The organism is Pseudoalteromonas sp. ABV4_021 (assembly GCF_056159365.1).
In genome coordinates, this window is sequence record NZ_JBSWVB010000001.1 from 3,070,634 (window position 1) to 3,085,602 (window position 14,969).

The window sequence follows — 14,969 nt, forward strand, 5'->3', positions numbered from 1 at the left end:
CCAGAAAGCAGCAAATCAGCACTAAGCTGATTTGCGTAATAAACCTTGTTTTTTTAAGTACACTAATAATAGCGAAATTGCCGCAGGTGTTATACCTGAAATTCGTGATGCTTGCCCGATAGTAGTTGGACGTACATCAGTTAACTTGGCAACAACCTCATTTGATAAACCCGATACCTTGCTGTAATCAAAGTCAGCTGGCAATAAGGTATTCTCATGGCGTAATTGCTTATCGATTTCGTCTTGCTGACGTGCAATATAACCAGCGTACTTAATTTGAATCTCAACTTGCTCATGCGCTTGTGCATTAGTGGTTTCAGGTGCTAAGCCGTCAATCGCAACCAGATCATTGTAACTCACTTCAGGGCGCTTAACCAGATCAGCAAGACTTGCTTCACGCGTTAATGGCATCTTCAGTAAGGCATTAACATTTTCAAGTGCCGGGTGATCTTTATGGATCCACGTATCTTTTAAGCGTTGAGACTCAAGCTCCATCACTTCGATCTTTTCATTGAATGCCTGCCAGCGTGCATCGTCAACTAAACCAAGTTCACGACCCTTTGCTGTTAAGCGTAGATCGGCATTGTCTTCGCGCAATAATAAACGGTATTCAGCACGACTTGTAAACATGCGGTACGGTTCTTTTGTACCAAGCGTTGCTAAGTCATCAATCAGTACACCTGTGTATGCTTCATCACGGCGTGGTGTCCAAGCATCTTTACCTTGTACTTGTAACGCAGCATTCATACCTGCAATTAAGCCCTGTGCGCCGGCTTCTTCATAACCGGTAGTACCGTTAATTTGGCCCGCAAAGAATAAGCCATTAATAAACTTAGTCTCTAAAGATTGCTTTAAATCACGAGGATCGAAGAAATCATATTCAATTGCATAACCAGGGCGGCAAATATGGGCATTTTCAAAGCCTTTAATCGATCTTACGATCTGCATTTGCACATCAAACGGTAAACTTGTCGAAATACCATTTGGATATAATTCGTGTGTAGTAAGGCCTTCCGGCTCAACAAAGATCTGGTGCTTGTCTTTATCTGCAAAACGCATGATCTTATCTTCAATCGATGGGCAATAACGTGGGCCGATACCTTCAATTACACCAGCATACATTGGTGAACGATGTAAGTTTTCACGAATAACGTCATGCGTTTTTTCGTTAGTGTAAGTGATATAGCAAGGGATCTGCGTTGGGTGATCAGATTGTTTGCCCATAAATGAGAACACTGGTGTTGGCGTATCACCTGGTTGAGGCTGCATTACTGAAAAATCAACAGTACGTGCATCAATACGTGGCGGCGTACCTGTTTTTAAACGATCAACACGGAATGGCAATTCACGTAAACGCTTAGCAAGGGCAATAGACGGTGGATCACCAGCGCGACCACCGCTAAAGTTTTCCATACCAATGTGAATTGTACCACCTAAGAAAGTGCCTACAGTTAAAACTACGCTTGGCGCTTCAAACTTAAGCCCCATTTGAGTTACAACACCTTTTACGGTATCGCCATCAACGATGAGATCATCACACGATTGTTGGAAAATGGTAAGGTTTTCTTGGTTTTGCAAGGTTTGCTGAATTGCTTCTTTGTAAAGCTTTCTGTCAGCTTGTGCTCGTGTAGCACGCACCGCTGGGCCTTTAGAAGAATTAAGCGTTCTAAACTGAATACCACCTTTATCGATCGCTTGTGCCATAGCGCCACCAAGTGCATCGATTTCTTTAACCAAATGGCCTTTACCGATCCCACCGATCGCAGGATTACATGACATTTGACCTAAGGTATCAATATTATGAGTCAACAGTAATGTTTTCATTCCCATGCGTGAAGAAGCGAGTGCTGCTTCTGTACCAGCATGTCCACCACCAACAACAATAACGTCAAATTGTTCATGAAATAGCATGTAAAGGATCCTGCGTAATATCCGAGTTAGATTTTGAAAGGATGCGTATTCTACCTAGAAATTCTAAGAAGTGAAACGATTAAATAATGAACACGATCTAAAGAGCTGATCTAATATAAAATAAATGATCTTTAGAAAGATCTTGTTATTTTTATTATATAGTAGCCCTGTTTCTGTTGATAAGTCTAACTACAACTTTACTTTCAGTAAGTTAAGTCAGATCAATTGATGTTGATATGATCGGATCAAGTACTTTAAAAGCACTGATCAACTTGCCTAGTTATCAACATCTCGATCAAGTAAAAATTATATCCAATGCATAATCATCTATAAATACAAGGTTAGATCAAGGGTTATCCACATTTCGATCTAAATATATTAAAAATTGTGAATAACCTTTTCATATGATCAATAGCCTAGTGCTGTGATTACAACTTGGCTAACAACTGTGGAAGCCAAGCCAGTGCAATATCTTCAGGTAATTCTTCCGATTGGGCGTCAACTTCTAAGCGGTCAACAAGCTTCACAGCGCCTTTACTAGCTAGGTGTTCATCTAGGTCTTTCGCTGCCTGATTAAATTGATCGTAGCTAGAATCGCCTAAACCGATTACCGCATATGTTAGATGTGTAAGTTGTGCTACTTCAGCTAAATCAGACGCAAAGCTTTGAATGTTATCTGGTAACTCACCAGCACCATGAGTTGAAGTGCATATTAACCAAGCATTATCTTTGATCTCTGAAAGTACAGGATGCTCGTGCACAGTTGCATGAATGTCATGTTCTACTAACGCCTCTTGGATCTGTTCAGCGACATATTCTGCCGAACCCATTTGGCTACCAACAATAATGCTTAGATTTTTCATGATGAGTTGATCAGGTATTTTTCTCGATCTTAAGGTATAAATAGCTTAGTTAAAAGATCTTATTCACAGTGGATAGAAATAGTTTGTTTGTTTAATCAACGTATTTTGTTTAGGTTGTTGTTATTACGTGTTTTTTATTATTTAGAATGTTTTAATAAATTTGCGATCAATCTGTGTAAAACTCGTTGCTAACTTCTTTATTACTCCTTAACAAAGACTATGTAAATCCATTTAGCATTGATTAAAACATCAAGTTTAAGACGTTGTGGATAGATCTATTCAATGCAGCTCGAGATAGGCTTTTTTATTAGATCTAACTAACTGGTTTTAAGATCCAAATATTCTAAAAACTGTCGATCTTTTAGCATGGTCAATCGAAGTTTGATCTGTTTTTTCGATCGCATTGTGACAAAATGGCAATATGTAATATCTATATTGGTGATATGTAGTGATTGATTTTTATCGGATCAAAGAAGGTGAGTTTGTTCGTTTGGTTGAAACTGGCTCTATGACAGATTTTATAGCGCAAGAATCGAACCTGGAGGCCAATAAGTATCACTTATTTGCGATTAATACGCAAACAGGAAAGGGCTACACTATTCGTCAGGCAAGGGTAGATGAGCTCAGATCATGGCGCTTAGATCGCCTTGCATTATTACTTAAAAAGCTAGGTCAAAGTAGTTTTCAAGTACGGAATAATAAGTAAAGTATGGGTCATTTTAAATCCAGCGCAGCAAAGCCATTGGTTATGAGGCCTTATGAAAACTATAACTTACGGCCTGGTTTAAGTTTTCATTTTGGTGCACAACATGAGCAACATGATTGCACCTGGTTTGCATCAATTGATGCTGGGTTGCGATTGTTTATTGTATTAGAAGGGCGTTTGTCGCTACATTTTGGGCCTCATCAGCTGGAACTTGATAATCGAGATAACGCTAAAGTGTGTGCTGCGGCTGTTTATCTAAATCAAGCAGATCAATTTACACGGAATTCTCATTTAAACTGTTACACCAAGCGTATAACTATTGGTTTTAGTGCTACATGGCTCGATCATTCAGGGTTGGCATTAAACGACTATTTACCGCATTTAGCTCATTGTCATTGGCCACTATCCGATCATGCGATTGCGATAGTGAATCAAATGATCGACCCACCAGCGATTAGCACGGATCTAACGGGGCTTTATTTAGAAAGTCGCGCTATTGAGTTGCTATTAGAAGGCTTATCTTACTTGAAGCGTAATAATCATAATGAAGCTATGCATCGTACTCTTTCAAGTGATAGCTACCTTAAAATGCAACAAGTAAAGCGCTGGGTATTTGAAAATTTAGCATCATCACTTACTAATGATCGTATCGCAACGCAATTTCATTTATCTAAAACAACCTTGCAAAGACATTTTAAGTTAGCCTTTGGCGTTACAATTTCAGACTTTGTTGTGCAGGCTAAACTCGAAATGGCCTATGAAATGCTTAAAAATGGGCAAGGAAATGTGAGTAAAGCCTCTGAAGTTGCGGGTTATTCAACACCTAATAGCTTTTCAACAGCGTTTAAACGTTATTTTGGCGTTTCACCTAAATCGGTTAAAAAGAAAGTATAAGTTGGCACACTTGCGAATGTTTTTGCCATTTCAAAGAATGTTGTAAGCAGGATTATTTGTAAAAATATGAGAATAATTATCATTTAAAATAAATGCTATGTTTCTCAGTCGTTGTGTAAGTTTATTCCGTTATCTTTTTATTGGTTCTTTAGTCTATATTCAGTTTTGTAATATAGCGTTTGCTGCTGAATTTCCTCGTAATTTTGTTAATGCGGATGGTTCAACAACGGAGATAGTTGCAAAGCCAAAGCGTATTTTATCCACTTCGGTTACTGTTACCGGCACTTTATTAGCGATGGATGCACCAGTAATTGCAAGTGCTCAAACTGCAACGGCCAGTTTCTTTGCGCAATGGCAAAATGTTGCTCAAGCAAAGAAAGTAGCGCCACTTTGGCCCGCAGGACAAGTTGACTTAGAAGCCGCATTTTTACAGCAACCCGATCTAATTATTGTATCGGTAAATGGCGCTGACTCAGCGCTCGCTCATATTGATGAACTTAAAATAATTGCGCCAGTAATAACGGTAGATTATGGCGTGCTTACTTGGCAACAATTGGCGCAGCAATTAGCACAAGGGTTAGGGGTAGAATCTCAAACCGATGCTGTAATTCTGCAGTTTGAACGTGTATTAACTCAAGCAAAAAATGAAATAACGATCCCATCAGGGCAGGCCAATATCATTAGCTACAACGGGCCGGGTATTACCAATCCCATTGCGACGGTAAAAAGTGCACACGGTCAGCTTTTAGCATCTCTTGGTTTTAAATTGGAAGAGCCTATTGCACATTGGCACTCAGGAACAAAAGCCACAGGTGACTTTGTTCGTGCAGAGTATGAAAAATTGAGTCAATTAAAGGGTGATACCACCTTTTTACTACGAGTCGATTCTTCCGCGGTACCAAGGGTATTAAATGATCCTGTATTACAAAACCTCAATTCAATTAAAAACAAACAAGTATATGCATTAGGCGCGAACTCTTTTCGCATCGACTATTACAGTGCACTTGAGGTTATACAGCAAATTAAACGCGACTTTACGACTAAACCTCTTTGATTAATAAACGGTTATGAAAATTAAGTTATCAGTTTTTTGGCTGATGTTTGCCTTACTGCTCGTTGTGATCAGCTTATGTGTTGGCAATCAGACCGTTACGATCGCAAATATGGTGAATACCTTGTTAGCCTTTGATGCATCAAATACCGATCATTTATTGGTTTTCCACTTGCGTATTCCACGCACTTTCCTGGCATTAACGGTAGGGGCAGGACTTGCGGTTGCCGGATTATTCATTCAGGTACTTACGCGTAATCCATTAGCAGAACCTGGATTACTAGGCATAAATGCTGGGGCCAGTTTAGCGGTTGCACTGGTTATTGCGGTGTTACAAAGTCACTCAATTTTTATTCGTTACATTGCGGCAATGCTAGGTGCAGGCGTGGCGTCATACCTAGTGTATATATTTGCCATCAGGCAGCAAACCAATGGCGATAAACTTAAATTGATTCTGGCTGGTGTAGCACTCACAGCGATGTTTTTTTCAGTGACACAAATCATCACCGTTAATAGCGATTTGTCTGTGTTTGATCAGTATCGTCATTGGGTCGTTGGTTCGTTAGCTGGGCGTGGTTACAGCACCTTAGTGTTTACTTTAATGCTTACATTAGTCTGTTTAGTAATTGCTTTTCGCATTGCAAAAGACATTGATATGTTGATGTTGGGAAACGAAACAGCTGTTGCCAATGGTGTTGATATTAAACAAACCGTGTTAGCGACTTTTGCGGTGATTGTATTACTTAGCGGCTCTGCAACGGCAGCCGCTGGACCCTTGTCATTTATTGGTTTATGTGCGCCTCATATAGCGCGATATTTTGTCGGCAACAATATTAATAAATTGCTTTTGGTAACAATAATACAGGGGGCATTGTTAACGTTGCTCGCCGATATTCTTGGACGTGTGCTTGTTTACCCTGCTGAAGTAAGCGTGGGTATTATGTTATCGCTAATTGGTGGCCCATTCTTCGTTTTATTGGTGCGCAATCGCACTTTGGCCAAGTTATGACCGCGATTAATAAAGAGTTTACTTTTAAGTTAGCAAACATGTCTTGGTTAATTGTGCCACGCGATTGGCTATTGTGTTTTGGGTTAATCGTTTTGTTATGTTGCGCCATGCTACTGCATTTGATGCAAGGCAAAATGACACTTGATTTTGCAACTCTTTTGCAGGTGTTGTTGAATCAATCTAATTCTCCTTTTGTTGAGAAAATAGTGTTCGATATTCGCTTACCCCGCGCTTTAACAGCATGTTTCGCCGGTGGCGCACTCGCTATTTCGGGCGCTATTTTTCAATCGTTATCAAAAAATCCGCTGGGTTCACCAGATATTATTGGGTTCACCACTGGAGCAGCGACTGGCGCGATTACTCACTTTGTTTTCTTTGAACATAACTTACTTGGTATTGCTCTGTTTTCTGTTTTGGGTGGGTTGAGCGTTGCGTTATTGGTTTTTCTATTGGCAAAAAAAGATCATGGTTTTGATCGCAATCAGTTGGTGTTAATTGGTATTGGCGTTGGTGCAACCTTAAGTGCAATTAATGGTTTGTTATTGGTTAAAGGGAATTTAGACAATACCGCTCATGCAAATATTTGGTTAGCTGGCTCACTCTCTGCACGTACTTGGTTTCACGCCTTAATGCCGATGTTCGCGGTGTTTATATTACTTCCTATTGCGGTGTATTTTTCCCGTGCAGCAAGCTTGATTGAAATGGGCATGCAAACCGCTCATTGCTTGGGTGTAAATGTACGTGTTACCAATAACTGTTTATTGCTTATCGCGATTATTTTAGCTGCGCTAGCGACTGGCTCTGTCGGGCCAATTGCATTTATTGCCTTAGCTTCTGCTCATATTGCAAAACGTCTGTTGCTTTCTAAACGCACACTACCCATTTTTACCAGTGCACTGATTGGTGCTTTGTTACTTGTGTTATCCGATTTAATTGGCTTATTGCTAGCTGATTTTTATGTTTTACCTGTTGGTCGGGTTGTTGGTGTATTTGGTGGGGTGTACTTACTGATGTTGCTAACGCGCAAACAGCATTAATTAAGAGAAGTGTTAGCGAGATGATCGATTTTAACTTAGCAGATAAATTTGTAGCGGCTAACTTGTCGTTTAACTATGGCAATACACCCATTATTAAAAACTTAAATATCACCATCCCCGCTAGCAAAGTTACTATGATTGTTGGCCCTAACGGGTGTGGTAAGTCGACATTACTTAACTTACTGGCAAATGTAACCACACCGCATAACGGCATGGTGATTTTTGAAGAAGAAAACTTGGCGCAATTGAAGCCTAAAACACGGGCGAAGCGACTTGCTTATTTACCACAAAACCCGCATTCGCCCGCAGGGATAACAATTAAAGAGCTTGTATCACGGGGGCGTTATGCCTATCAAAACTGGTTTCAAAACAACAGTGAGCAAGACCAATTAGCTATTACTCATGCGCTACGGCAAACCGATTTACTCGATATTGCTGATAAACAGCTCAATAGTGTTTCTGGTGGTCAGCGCCAACGTGCATGGATTGCAATGGTATTAGCGCAATCTGCGGCGACTATTTTGATGGATGAGCCTACCTCTTTTCTTGATATTTCACATCAGCTGGATGTGTTAGCGCTGTGCCAAACCCTTAATCATATGCATAAGCACACCATAGTTATGGTGCTGCACGATTTAAATCAGGCTGCACGCTTTGCTGATCATTTAATTGTGATGAAAGCCGGAAAAATAGTTGTAACTGGGTCGCCAACCGAAGTCATTACAAGCGAGCTGTTGCAAGACGTATTCGGCATTAAAGCTCATGTGCATTTTGATGAAACTACACAATCCCCTTTGATCGTGCCGTTACACAGTACATCAAAACTTAGTATGGAGTTGGGAAATGACTAATAAATCAATGATCATCGGGCTGTCATTGGCGCCTACTTGGGTGTCTGGCTCAAGTTGGCGGCAATCCGATTCACAAATCGAAGCCTTTTACGATATCGACTATTACATTGATTTAGCAAAGCGTGCAGAAGCACTCAAACTCGATTTTGTGTTTCGACCAGACTCGTTATTTGTTGATTATGCTGAGCTAGAAAACTCACCGGGATTTAGTGGCCTTGATCCGACGTTATTATTAACCGCGGTTGCGACTCATACGCAGCACATTGGCCTGATAACGACCGCTTCCACTACATTTAATCAGCCATTTCATGTTGCTCGTCAACTACAGTCTTTAAATTGGATCAGCAAAGGGCGCATCGCGTGGAATATTGTTACTGCATTGGATGGTCAGCAAAACTTTGGTCTTGAGGTGATGCCACCAGCAGAGGAAAAGTATACACAAGCAGCAGAATTCACAGAGATTGTAAAATCGTTATGGCAAAGCTTTCCTAATCATTCACTGTGTTTCAATCGTGATACAGGCCAGTATGCGAATAGTGCGCAAATTCAGCCGATAAACCACAATGGTAATTACTTTAAGGTGGCGGGGCCGCTTTCAATACCTGCATTTAAAGATGAAACCTTGCCTATTGTGCAAGCGGGCGCATCGGATACAGGTAAAGAATTTGCTGCAACAGTGGCTCATGCCATATTCGCCGCAACACCAAATAAACAAGTCGCTATTTCGCTTAGAAATGAGCTAAGGCAAAGAGCGAGCAAGCTTGGACGTGATAAGTCAGATATTCGTGTGCTATCGGGAGTAAGTTTGTTTTTAGCAGAATCTGAGGCTCAGGCTAAACAGCTTTATAGCGAGACACAATCGAGTAAAAGCTTAAGTAAACGTATTGGCTTTATTAAGCAAGCAACAGGAATAGATGTATCTACACTGGCAAGCGATGCCGTGATAAGTGCAGCAATGTTACAGTCAGTATCAGTTGCACCTCGCAGCCGCACACATGCACAGTTATTACGTAACAAAATAGAGCAGCAACCGATCTCGGTAGATGAATTGCTTAAATCGCCTGAAGTGGCTGCATCATCTCATTGGCAAATTATCGGTACCGTATCACAAGCAGCAGACGAAATAGCGGATTGGTTTAACGATGGCGCGATAGATGGCGTTATTTTATTACCCGGAGGCGCTACCAGCTCGTTAAATTTAGCGCTCGATAAACTGGTACCTGAGCTTATTAATCGAGGTGTCTTTCATAACAGTTATGACAGCGACACTTTTTTATCTCATCTACGTGCAAAATAACTAAGGAGTAGTAATGCAGTTGGAAGACGTTGTTAGTAATGGTGAGCGGGTATTTCTTGATGTGCTTTTTCGCGATGTTTTTGTAGAGGATATTCAGCATATTGGTGAGCAATTTATACGAATTGTATTTAGTGGAGAATCACTAAGTAATTTTGTGTCGCCTAACTTTGATGATCATGTAAAGCTTGTTTTTGGTGAGATTAACGATGAAACCATTATGCGAAATTACACGCCGCGTTATTTCTCTCATATTAATAACCGGTTAACCATAGATTTTGAAAAGCATTCTGGCGGTGTTGCAAGTAATTGGGCTTGCAATACAAAGTTGGGAGATAGCTTAATTGTTGCTGGACCCAGATCATCGATTACCACAAATAACAGCTACGCGCATCAAATATTGATTGGTGATAATACAGCACTGCCCGCTATTGCAAGGCGAATAGAAGAGTCTGCTAGCATTGTTAAAACACATGTTTACTTGCTTAATGGTTGCACCGAGTACTTAAACAACCACTTAACCGCAAAAGTTGATGTGTTTAACTTTGATTCAGTACATAAATTAGTAATCGCATTGCAAGCACAGCAGACCATGATGCGAGACGGGCTTGTATGGGCTGCAGGTGAGGGAAGCATGATTAAAATTGTGCGTAAATGTATTAAGCAGAGTGCTCAGTTTAATAAGTACGATCAGCGTTTTAGTGTTTATTGGCAAAAAGGTGAAGTGGCTGCTCATCAAGAGCTTAGTTAGAACAATATAAAAGGCCAGCAATTGCTGGCCTTTTAACGTATTGACGCTATTTACCAATACAGAACGAGCTGAAGATTTTGCCAAGCAAATCATCAGAGGAGAATTCACCGGTGATCTCGTTGAGATATTGTTGGGTTAAACGCAGCTCTTCTGCCAATATTTCACCTGCAATGTGCATTTCTAACTGATCTTTGCCTGTTGATAGGTGATACGCTGCACTTTCCAAAGCATCAAGGTGACGGCGGCGTGCCATAAAGCTGCCTTCGGTAGCGCCTTGGAAACCCATGATTTGTTTAAGGTGTGATTTAACCAGTTCAACGCCTTCGCCACTGTTAGCACTCACGCTTAGTACAGGAGATTCCTGTGAATCATCAATTTGAATGCTTTCGCCCGATAAGTCGGCTTTATTGCGGATCACACTTATGCCCATGCCTTGTGGTAATTTCTCAGCAAATTCAGGCCAAATTTTTACGGGATCGGTTTCGTTTGTTTCGGTGCTATCAACCATAAACAATATGCGATCTGCTTGATTAATTTCTTGCCAAGCGCGCTCAATACCAATTTGCTCAACTACATCTGGACTTTCACGCAGACCTGCAGTGTCGATAATATGCAGCGGCATACCGTCAATATCGATGTGTTCGCGTAAAACGTCACGTGTGGTACCGGCAATATCTGTAACAATAGCTGCTTCACGGCCTGCTAGCGCATTAAGTAAACTCGATTTACCCGCATTAGGGCGACCTGCAATAACTACGCGCATACCTTCACGCATAATCGCGCCTTGTTTGGCTTGTGCGGTGACGTTATCAAGTTGTTCAATAATAGCGTTAAGGTCGTTGGCGACTTTACCATCTGATAAAAAGTCGATTTCTTCATCGGGGAAATCTATGGCAGCTTCAACATACATGCGCAGGTGAATAACTTGTTCCACCAGCGTATCGATATGTTTTGAAAATTGCCCCTGCAGCGAGTGCAGAGCGCTTTTGGCTGCCTGCTCTGAATTGGCATTAATTAAATCTGCAATCGCCTCAGCTTGGGTTAAATCCATCTTGTCGTTTAAAAACGCGCGCTCACTGAATTCACCGGGCTTTGCTAAACGTACACCGTCAATTTGCGTAATTTCGCGCAGCAGCATATCAATAATTACTGGGCCACCATGGCCTTGTAGTTCAAGTACGTCTTCACCAGTAAAAGAATTAGGGCCTTTGAAGTACAGCGCAATACCTTGATCGAGTTGTTCGCCTTGCAAGGTATTAAACGGTAGATAATCGGCATAGCGAGGTTTTGGGCATTTGCCTAAGACTTTTTCAGCAACTTGTTGTGATAGTTTGCCAGAAACGCGAATAATGCCTACACCGCCTTTACCGGGGGCCGTTGCTTGAGCAACGATGGTATCTTGATTAAACATAGAGATGAGTTGATAGCTTTAGTTACTTATATTGTAACTGGCACACATAAAAAAGGCGACACACTGTGCCGCCTTTCATTTATTTAGTTCGGGTTATGATTTAACCGAGATACCTTTCTTTTCCATGCCTTTGTAGATGTATAGCATCTGAGCAATTGAAATTAAGTTAGATACTAGCCAGTACATTACAAGACCTGATGGGAACCAGATAAAGAATACTGAGAACATTACAGGCATCCAAGTCATCATTTTCTGTTGCATTGGATCAGTAACCGTCATTGGCTGTAGCTTTTGCATTAGGAACATACTTGCACCAAATAGAATTGGTAAGATGAAGTATGGGTCCATTGCTGCTAGGTCATTTAGGTATAAAAATTCAGTGTGACGAATTTCTACTGATTCCATGAATACATAGAATAAACCTAGGAAGATTGGCATTTGTAGCAATAGTGGGAAACAGCCACCCATAGGGTTAACTTTTTCTTTGCGGTACATTTCCATCATTGCTTGACCCATCTTCTGACGGTCATCGCCGTAACGATCTTTCAGCGCCATAATTTTTGGCTGAAGGTTACGCATTTTAGCCATAGAGGTGTACTGCGCTTTAGTAAGTGGGTAAAGCACCATTTTCACGATAACAGTAATCGCGATGATTGCTAAACCTAGGCTACCAATTAAGCCATATAACCACATTAGTAATGAGTGTAGAGGCTGTGAAATAAACCATAGCCAGCCGTAGTCTACGGTTAGGTCTAAGTCTGTTTGTAACGCTTCAAGCGTAGCAGAATCTTTAGGACCCATATAATAAGTAGAGCTAATTGTATGCGTGCTATTTGCTGCAACGTTTTCTAGTGGACCCTTTAAACCGATAATAACTGAATTATCGTTGCGAGCCTTAGTGTAGATGTTATTTTGTTGCTCTTGGTTTGGCACCCATGCACTTACAAAGTAGTGCTGGATAAAGCTAATATAACCCGCTGTAGTGTTAATATTTAGGTCGCGCTCTTTAATGTCGTCAAAGCTGTACTTTTCGTAAGGCTCTTCTGCTGTACCGTAAGCTGTACCTAAATATGTTTGGTCAATCATGCCACCTTTTTCGGTGATCGAACGCTTAATTTGCGTAAATAACTGAACTTGCTTTGTTTCAGCAGTGTTGTTAGCAATTTGATATTCAACAGCAACATCGTAACGACCCGCTGTGAAAATATATGTTTTGGTATAGCTAACACCGTCTTTAACAAATGTAAGTGGAACACGTAGCTCATCACCTTTTAACTGGTAACTTGTTTGTGCTGCTTGGTATGTTGGACGACCGTCAGATGATGCGTCTGGTCCGTGTAAACCAATTAAGCCACTTTGTGAGAAATATTGATTGCCGTCTAACACGCCAAGCAACATAAATGGGTTTTCGCTATCGATTTTTTCTTTGAAGTTTAATAGCTTGGTTTCGATGATATCGCCACCAAAGGTATCAAGTTTTACAGAAAATACATCGGTTGTTACATCAATAATTTGACGTGAGTTTGCGACGTTCGCTACAGGTAAGTCGCCAGTTGATGACTGTGGAACAAAGTCATTGTTGGCAGACTGGTTTGTAGATGTTTGCGTTGTAGCACTTGTCTCGGTATTTACTTGCGGGTTGTTATCCATATTCCATTGTTGGAATAAAAGAAAACTTACCAAAAGAAAACCGATAAATAAAAACGTGCGTTGTGATTCCATAACAGCTCTTATTTCTCGCGGTGTTGTTTAAGTGAATTTTGTTTATCAGGCACGGGATCATCCCCACCTGGATGCAAAGGGTGACATTTTATAATGCGTTTCGCTGCGAACCAACTCCCTTTTACAAATCCATGTATTTTTATTGCATCTATCGCATAACTTGAGCATGTCGGGGTAAAACGACAGTTTTGGCCAAGCAGTGGACTGAGTAGTTTTTGATACACCTTAATAATTAAGATCATCAGATTACTCGGCAGAGCAAATAAAAAGTGCATTTAATGAAAAAGTGCCTGATTAAAAGGTGAGCTAACTTTACCTAAATTTGCCTAGTTTTGCTATGCAACAACAGGTTTATTAGGCTTTGTTATTCGGTTTTTTTGCGTTTTTGTTTTTTTGCCAGTGATTAGGGCGTGGTTTTGGCTTATAGCCAGGTTGGCAACGCTCATTAATTTTGCGCCAAAGCTTAGTTAATTGCTTATGTAACTCTTCGTTAGATAATTCATCAACGCCAGTTTTAACCATTAAAACAATATCAATATTGTCGAGTTGATGGCGGTTTAAGCGGAAATTTTCACGGGCAAGGCGTTTAATGCGATTACGTTGTACCGCTTTTTTAACGCGTTTTTTAGCTATAGTTAAACCAAGACGTGGATGGTCTAGATCATTTCGTTTTGCTAAAAGAGTAAAGTGTTGATTTGCTGCGCGAGCAGGCTCATTGAAGATGCGGGAGTAGTGTGAGGGAGTTAACAGACGTAACTCCCTACCAAAGCGAAAGTCTTCCACTATATTAAGCAGAAAGAACCTTACGGCCCTTAGCACGACGACGTGCTAAAACTTTACGACCATTTTTAGTCGCCATACGTGCACGGAAACCGTGAGTACGTTTACGCTTAAGAACGCTAGGTTGAAAAGTTCTTTTCATAACTATATTCCATCCGATCGGTTAAAAATTAAAACATCCTATGCAGGTCGCGATCCTGGCACAGGTGCCATTGCGAGCGCGAGATGTTATAGAGAAGCACACACAAAGTCAATAAAAAACACACAATAGTCGCGTTAATTATAGGCATTGAATTAAAGCCGTTCTAATCTTAACAAGGTAGTTACATTTACCTTTATATAAGGTGAGATCGTACAGTATTTCTCTGTTTGATCCAGCGAGGATCAATTTTAAAATAAAGTTTTCCACAATGATAGTGTAAAAATTGCGACTTTTCTTTGGAAAACTTTTATAGATCTACTTTAATCATTTTGATCAAGCTTTTTATTAATAATTTATCCACATTATTTTTTAACTAAAAAGCATTTAAAAATAACAAGTTATATATTTACCTGTGCCAGATCATAAAAAATATAAAAATCAATGTTGATGTTGTGGATAAACTAGCTTCATAATGGCAGTCTTAACTTGGATTTGATGCTTAATTTCTGCTCTATTTTGGTGAGCGGGAATATTATTGGGGGTTGCC

15 protein-coding genes are annotated in these 14,969 nt (G+C 40.5%); 8 read left to right on the plus strand and 7 right to left on the minus strand.

Going from position 1 to position 14,969, the window contains the following annotated elements:
• Positions 1–21: 21 nt before the first annotated feature.
• Complete coding sequence (gene mnmG, locus ACXAFE_RS14245) at positions 22–1,911, minus strand: tRNA uridine-5-carboxymethylaminomethyl(34) synthesis enzyme MnmG (RefSeq protein ID WP_475153566.1); 1,890 nt, start codon at positions 1,909–1,911, stop codon at positions 22–24.
• Positions 1,912–2,339: 428 nt separating this feature from the next.
• Positions 2,340–2,774 carry a flavodoxin domain-containing protein gene (locus tag ACXAFE_RS14250; protein WP_475153567.1) on the minus strand — a complete coding sequence of 145 codons (435 nt, stop codon included), beginning with the start codon at positions 2,772–2,774 and terminating at the stop codon, positions 2,340–2,342.
• A 448-nt stretch (positions 2,775–3,222) separates the two neighbouring features.
• Here ACXAFE_RS14250 and ACXAFE_RS14255 point away from each other — a divergent pair, with 448 nt between their 5' ends.
• The 8 genes from ACXAFE_RS14255 (at position 3,223) to ACXAFE_RS14290 (ending at position 10,367) form a co-directional block, all read left to right on the plus strand.
• Positions 3,223–3,480 (plus strand): hypothetical protein, encoded by a 258-nt coding sequence (locus ACXAFE_RS14255; RefSeq protein ID WP_100914457.1) that lies wholly within the window; start codon positions 3,223–3,225, stop codon positions 3,478–3,480.
• A gap of 3 nt (positions 3,481–3,483) precedes the next feature.
• Entirely contained in the window at positions 3,484–4,374 is an 891-nt protein-coding gene (locus ACXAFE_RS14260) for a helix-turn-helix transcriptional regulator (protein WP_475153568.1), read from the plus strand.
• Between the two features lie 97 nt (positions 4,375–4,471).
• Positions 4,472–5,428, plus strand: coding sequence for a Fe2+-enterobactin ABC transporter substrate-binding protein (gene fepB / locus ACXAFE_RS14265; protein ID WP_475153569.1), 957 nt, complete (start codon positions 4,472–4,474; stop codon positions 5,426–5,428).
• A gap of 13 nt (positions 5,429–5,441) precedes the next feature.
• Positions 5,442–6,434: a FecCD family ABC transporter permease gene (locus tag ACXAFE_RS14270; RefSeq protein ID WP_475153570.1), complete on the plus strand. Its 993-nt coding sequence runs from the start codon at positions 5,442–5,444 to the stop codon at positions 6,432–6,434.
• Positions 6,431–7,471, plus strand: a complete 1,041-nt coding sequence (locus ACXAFE_RS14275; protein WP_475153571.1) for a FecCD family ABC transporter permease — start codon at positions 6,431–6,433, stop codon at positions 7,469–7,471. The genes ACXAFE_RS14270 and ACXAFE_RS14275 overlap by 4 nt, the downstream gene beginning before the upstream one ends.
• A 20-nt stretch (positions 7,472–7,491) precedes the next feature.
• Entirely contained in the window at positions 7,492–8,322 is an 831-nt protein-coding gene (locus ACXAFE_RS14280) for an ABC transporter ATP-binding protein (RefSeq protein ID WP_475153572.1), read from the plus strand.
• Complete coding sequence (locus ACXAFE_RS14285) at positions 8,315–9,619, plus strand: NtaA/DmoA family FMN-dependent monooxygenase (RefSeq protein ID WP_475153573.1); 1,305 nt, start codon at positions 8,315–8,317, stop codon at positions 9,617–9,619. Before ACXAFE_RS14280 ends, ACXAFE_RS14285 begins: the two co-directional genes overlap by 8 nt.
• 13 nt (positions 9,620–9,632) lie before the next feature.
• Entirely contained in the window at positions 9,633–10,367 is a 735-nt protein-coding gene (locus tag ACXAFE_RS14290; protein ID WP_475153574.1) for a siderophore-interacting protein, read from the plus strand.
• A 46-nt stretch (positions 10,368–10,413) separates the two neighbouring features.
• Here ACXAFE_RS14290 and mnmE read toward each other — a convergent pair whose 3' ends face one another.
• From mnmE to rpmH, 5 genes are all read right to left on the minus strand, one after another.
• On the minus strand, positions 10,414–11,778 hold the full coding sequence (gene mnmE, locus ACXAFE_RS14295) for a tRNA uridine-5-carboxymethylaminomethyl(34) synthesis GTPase MnmE (protein WP_475153575.1): 1,365 nt from the start codon (positions 11,776–11,778) through the stop codon (positions 10,414–10,416).
• A 93-nt stretch (positions 11,779–11,871) separates the two neighbouring features.
• Positions 11,872–13,500, minus strand: coding sequence for a membrane protein insertase YidC (gene yidC, locus ACXAFE_RS14300; protein WP_475153576.1), 1,629 nt, complete (start codon positions 13,498–13,500; stop codon positions 11,872–11,874).
• 8 nt (positions 13,501–13,508) lie between these two features.
• A complete protein-coding gene (gene yidD, locus ACXAFE_RS14305; protein WP_010561312.1) occupies positions 13,509–13,775 on the minus strand; it encodes a membrane protein insertion efficiency factor YidD in 267 nt (88 codons plus the stop codon).
• Positions 13,776–13,854: 79 nt separating this feature from the next.
• Complete coding sequence (gene rnpA / locus ACXAFE_RS14310) at positions 13,855–14,283, minus strand: ribonuclease P protein component (protein ID WP_010561311.1); 429 nt, start codon at positions 14,281–14,283, stop codon at positions 13,855–13,857.
• 4 nt (positions 14,284–14,287) lie between these two features.
• On the minus strand, positions 14,288–14,422 hold the full coding sequence (rpmH, locus tag ACXAFE_RS14315; RefSeq protein ID WP_010376846.1) for a 50S ribosomal protein L34: 135 nt from the start codon (positions 14,420–14,422) through the stop codon (positions 14,288–14,290).
• Positions 14,423–14,969: the final 547 nt, after the last annotated feature.

What these genes read in the sequence shown, in the direction of transcription:
- mnmG (WP_475153566.1), bottom strand. Translation starts at nt 1,911, where the DNA reads ATGCTATTTCATGAACAATTTGACGTTATTGTTGTTGGTGGTGGACAT.
- ACXAFE_RS14250 (WP_475153567.1), bottom strand. Translation starts at nt 2,774, where the DNA reads ATGAAAAATCTAAGCATTATTGTTGGTAGCCAAATGGGTTCGGCAGAA.
- ACXAFE_RS14260 (WP_475153568.1), top strand. Translation starts at nt 3,484, where the DNA reads ATGGGTCATTTTAAATCCAGCGCAGCAAAGCCATTGGTTATGAGGCCT.
- fepB (WP_475153569.1), top strand. Translation starts at nt 4,472, where the DNA reads ATGTTTCTCAGTCGTTGTGTAAGTTTATTCCGTTATCTTTTTATTGGT.
- ACXAFE_RS14270 (WP_475153570.1), top strand. Translation starts at nt 5,442, where the DNA reads ATGAAAATTAAGTTATCAGTTTTTTGGCTGATGTTTGCCTTACTGCTC.
- ACXAFE_RS14275 (WP_475153571.1), top strand. Translation starts at nt 6,431, where the DNA reads ATGACCGCGATTAATAAAGAGTTTACTTTTAAGTTAGCAAACATGTCT.
- ACXAFE_RS14280 (WP_475153572.1), top strand. Translation starts at nt 7,492, where the DNA reads ATGATCGATTTTAACTTAGCAGATAAATTTGTAGCGGCTAACTTGTCG.
- ACXAFE_RS14285 (WP_475153573.1), top strand. Translation starts at nt 8,315, where the DNA reads ATGACTAATAAATCAATGATCATCGGGCTGTCATTGGCGCCTACTTGG.
- ACXAFE_RS14290 (WP_475153574.1), top strand. Translation starts at nt 9,633, where the DNA reads ATGCAGTTGGAAGACGTTGTTAGTAATGGTGAGCGGGTATTTCTTGAT.
- mnmE (WP_475153575.1), bottom strand. Translation starts at nt 11,778, where the DNA reads ATGTTTAATCAAGATACCATCGTTGCTCAAGCAACGGCCCCCGGTAAA.
- yidC (WP_475153576.1), bottom strand. Translation starts at nt 13,500, where the DNA reads ATGGAATCACAACGCACGTTTTTATTTATCGGTTTTCTTTTGGTAAGT.
- yidD (WP_010561312.1), bottom strand. Translation starts at nt 13,775, where the DNA reads ATGCACTTTTTATTTGCTCTGCCGAGTAATCTGATGATCTTAATTATT.
- rpmH (WP_010376846.1), bottom strand. Translation starts at nt 14,422, where the DNA reads ATGAAAAGAACTTTTCAACCTAGCGTTCTTAAGCGTAAACGTACTCAC.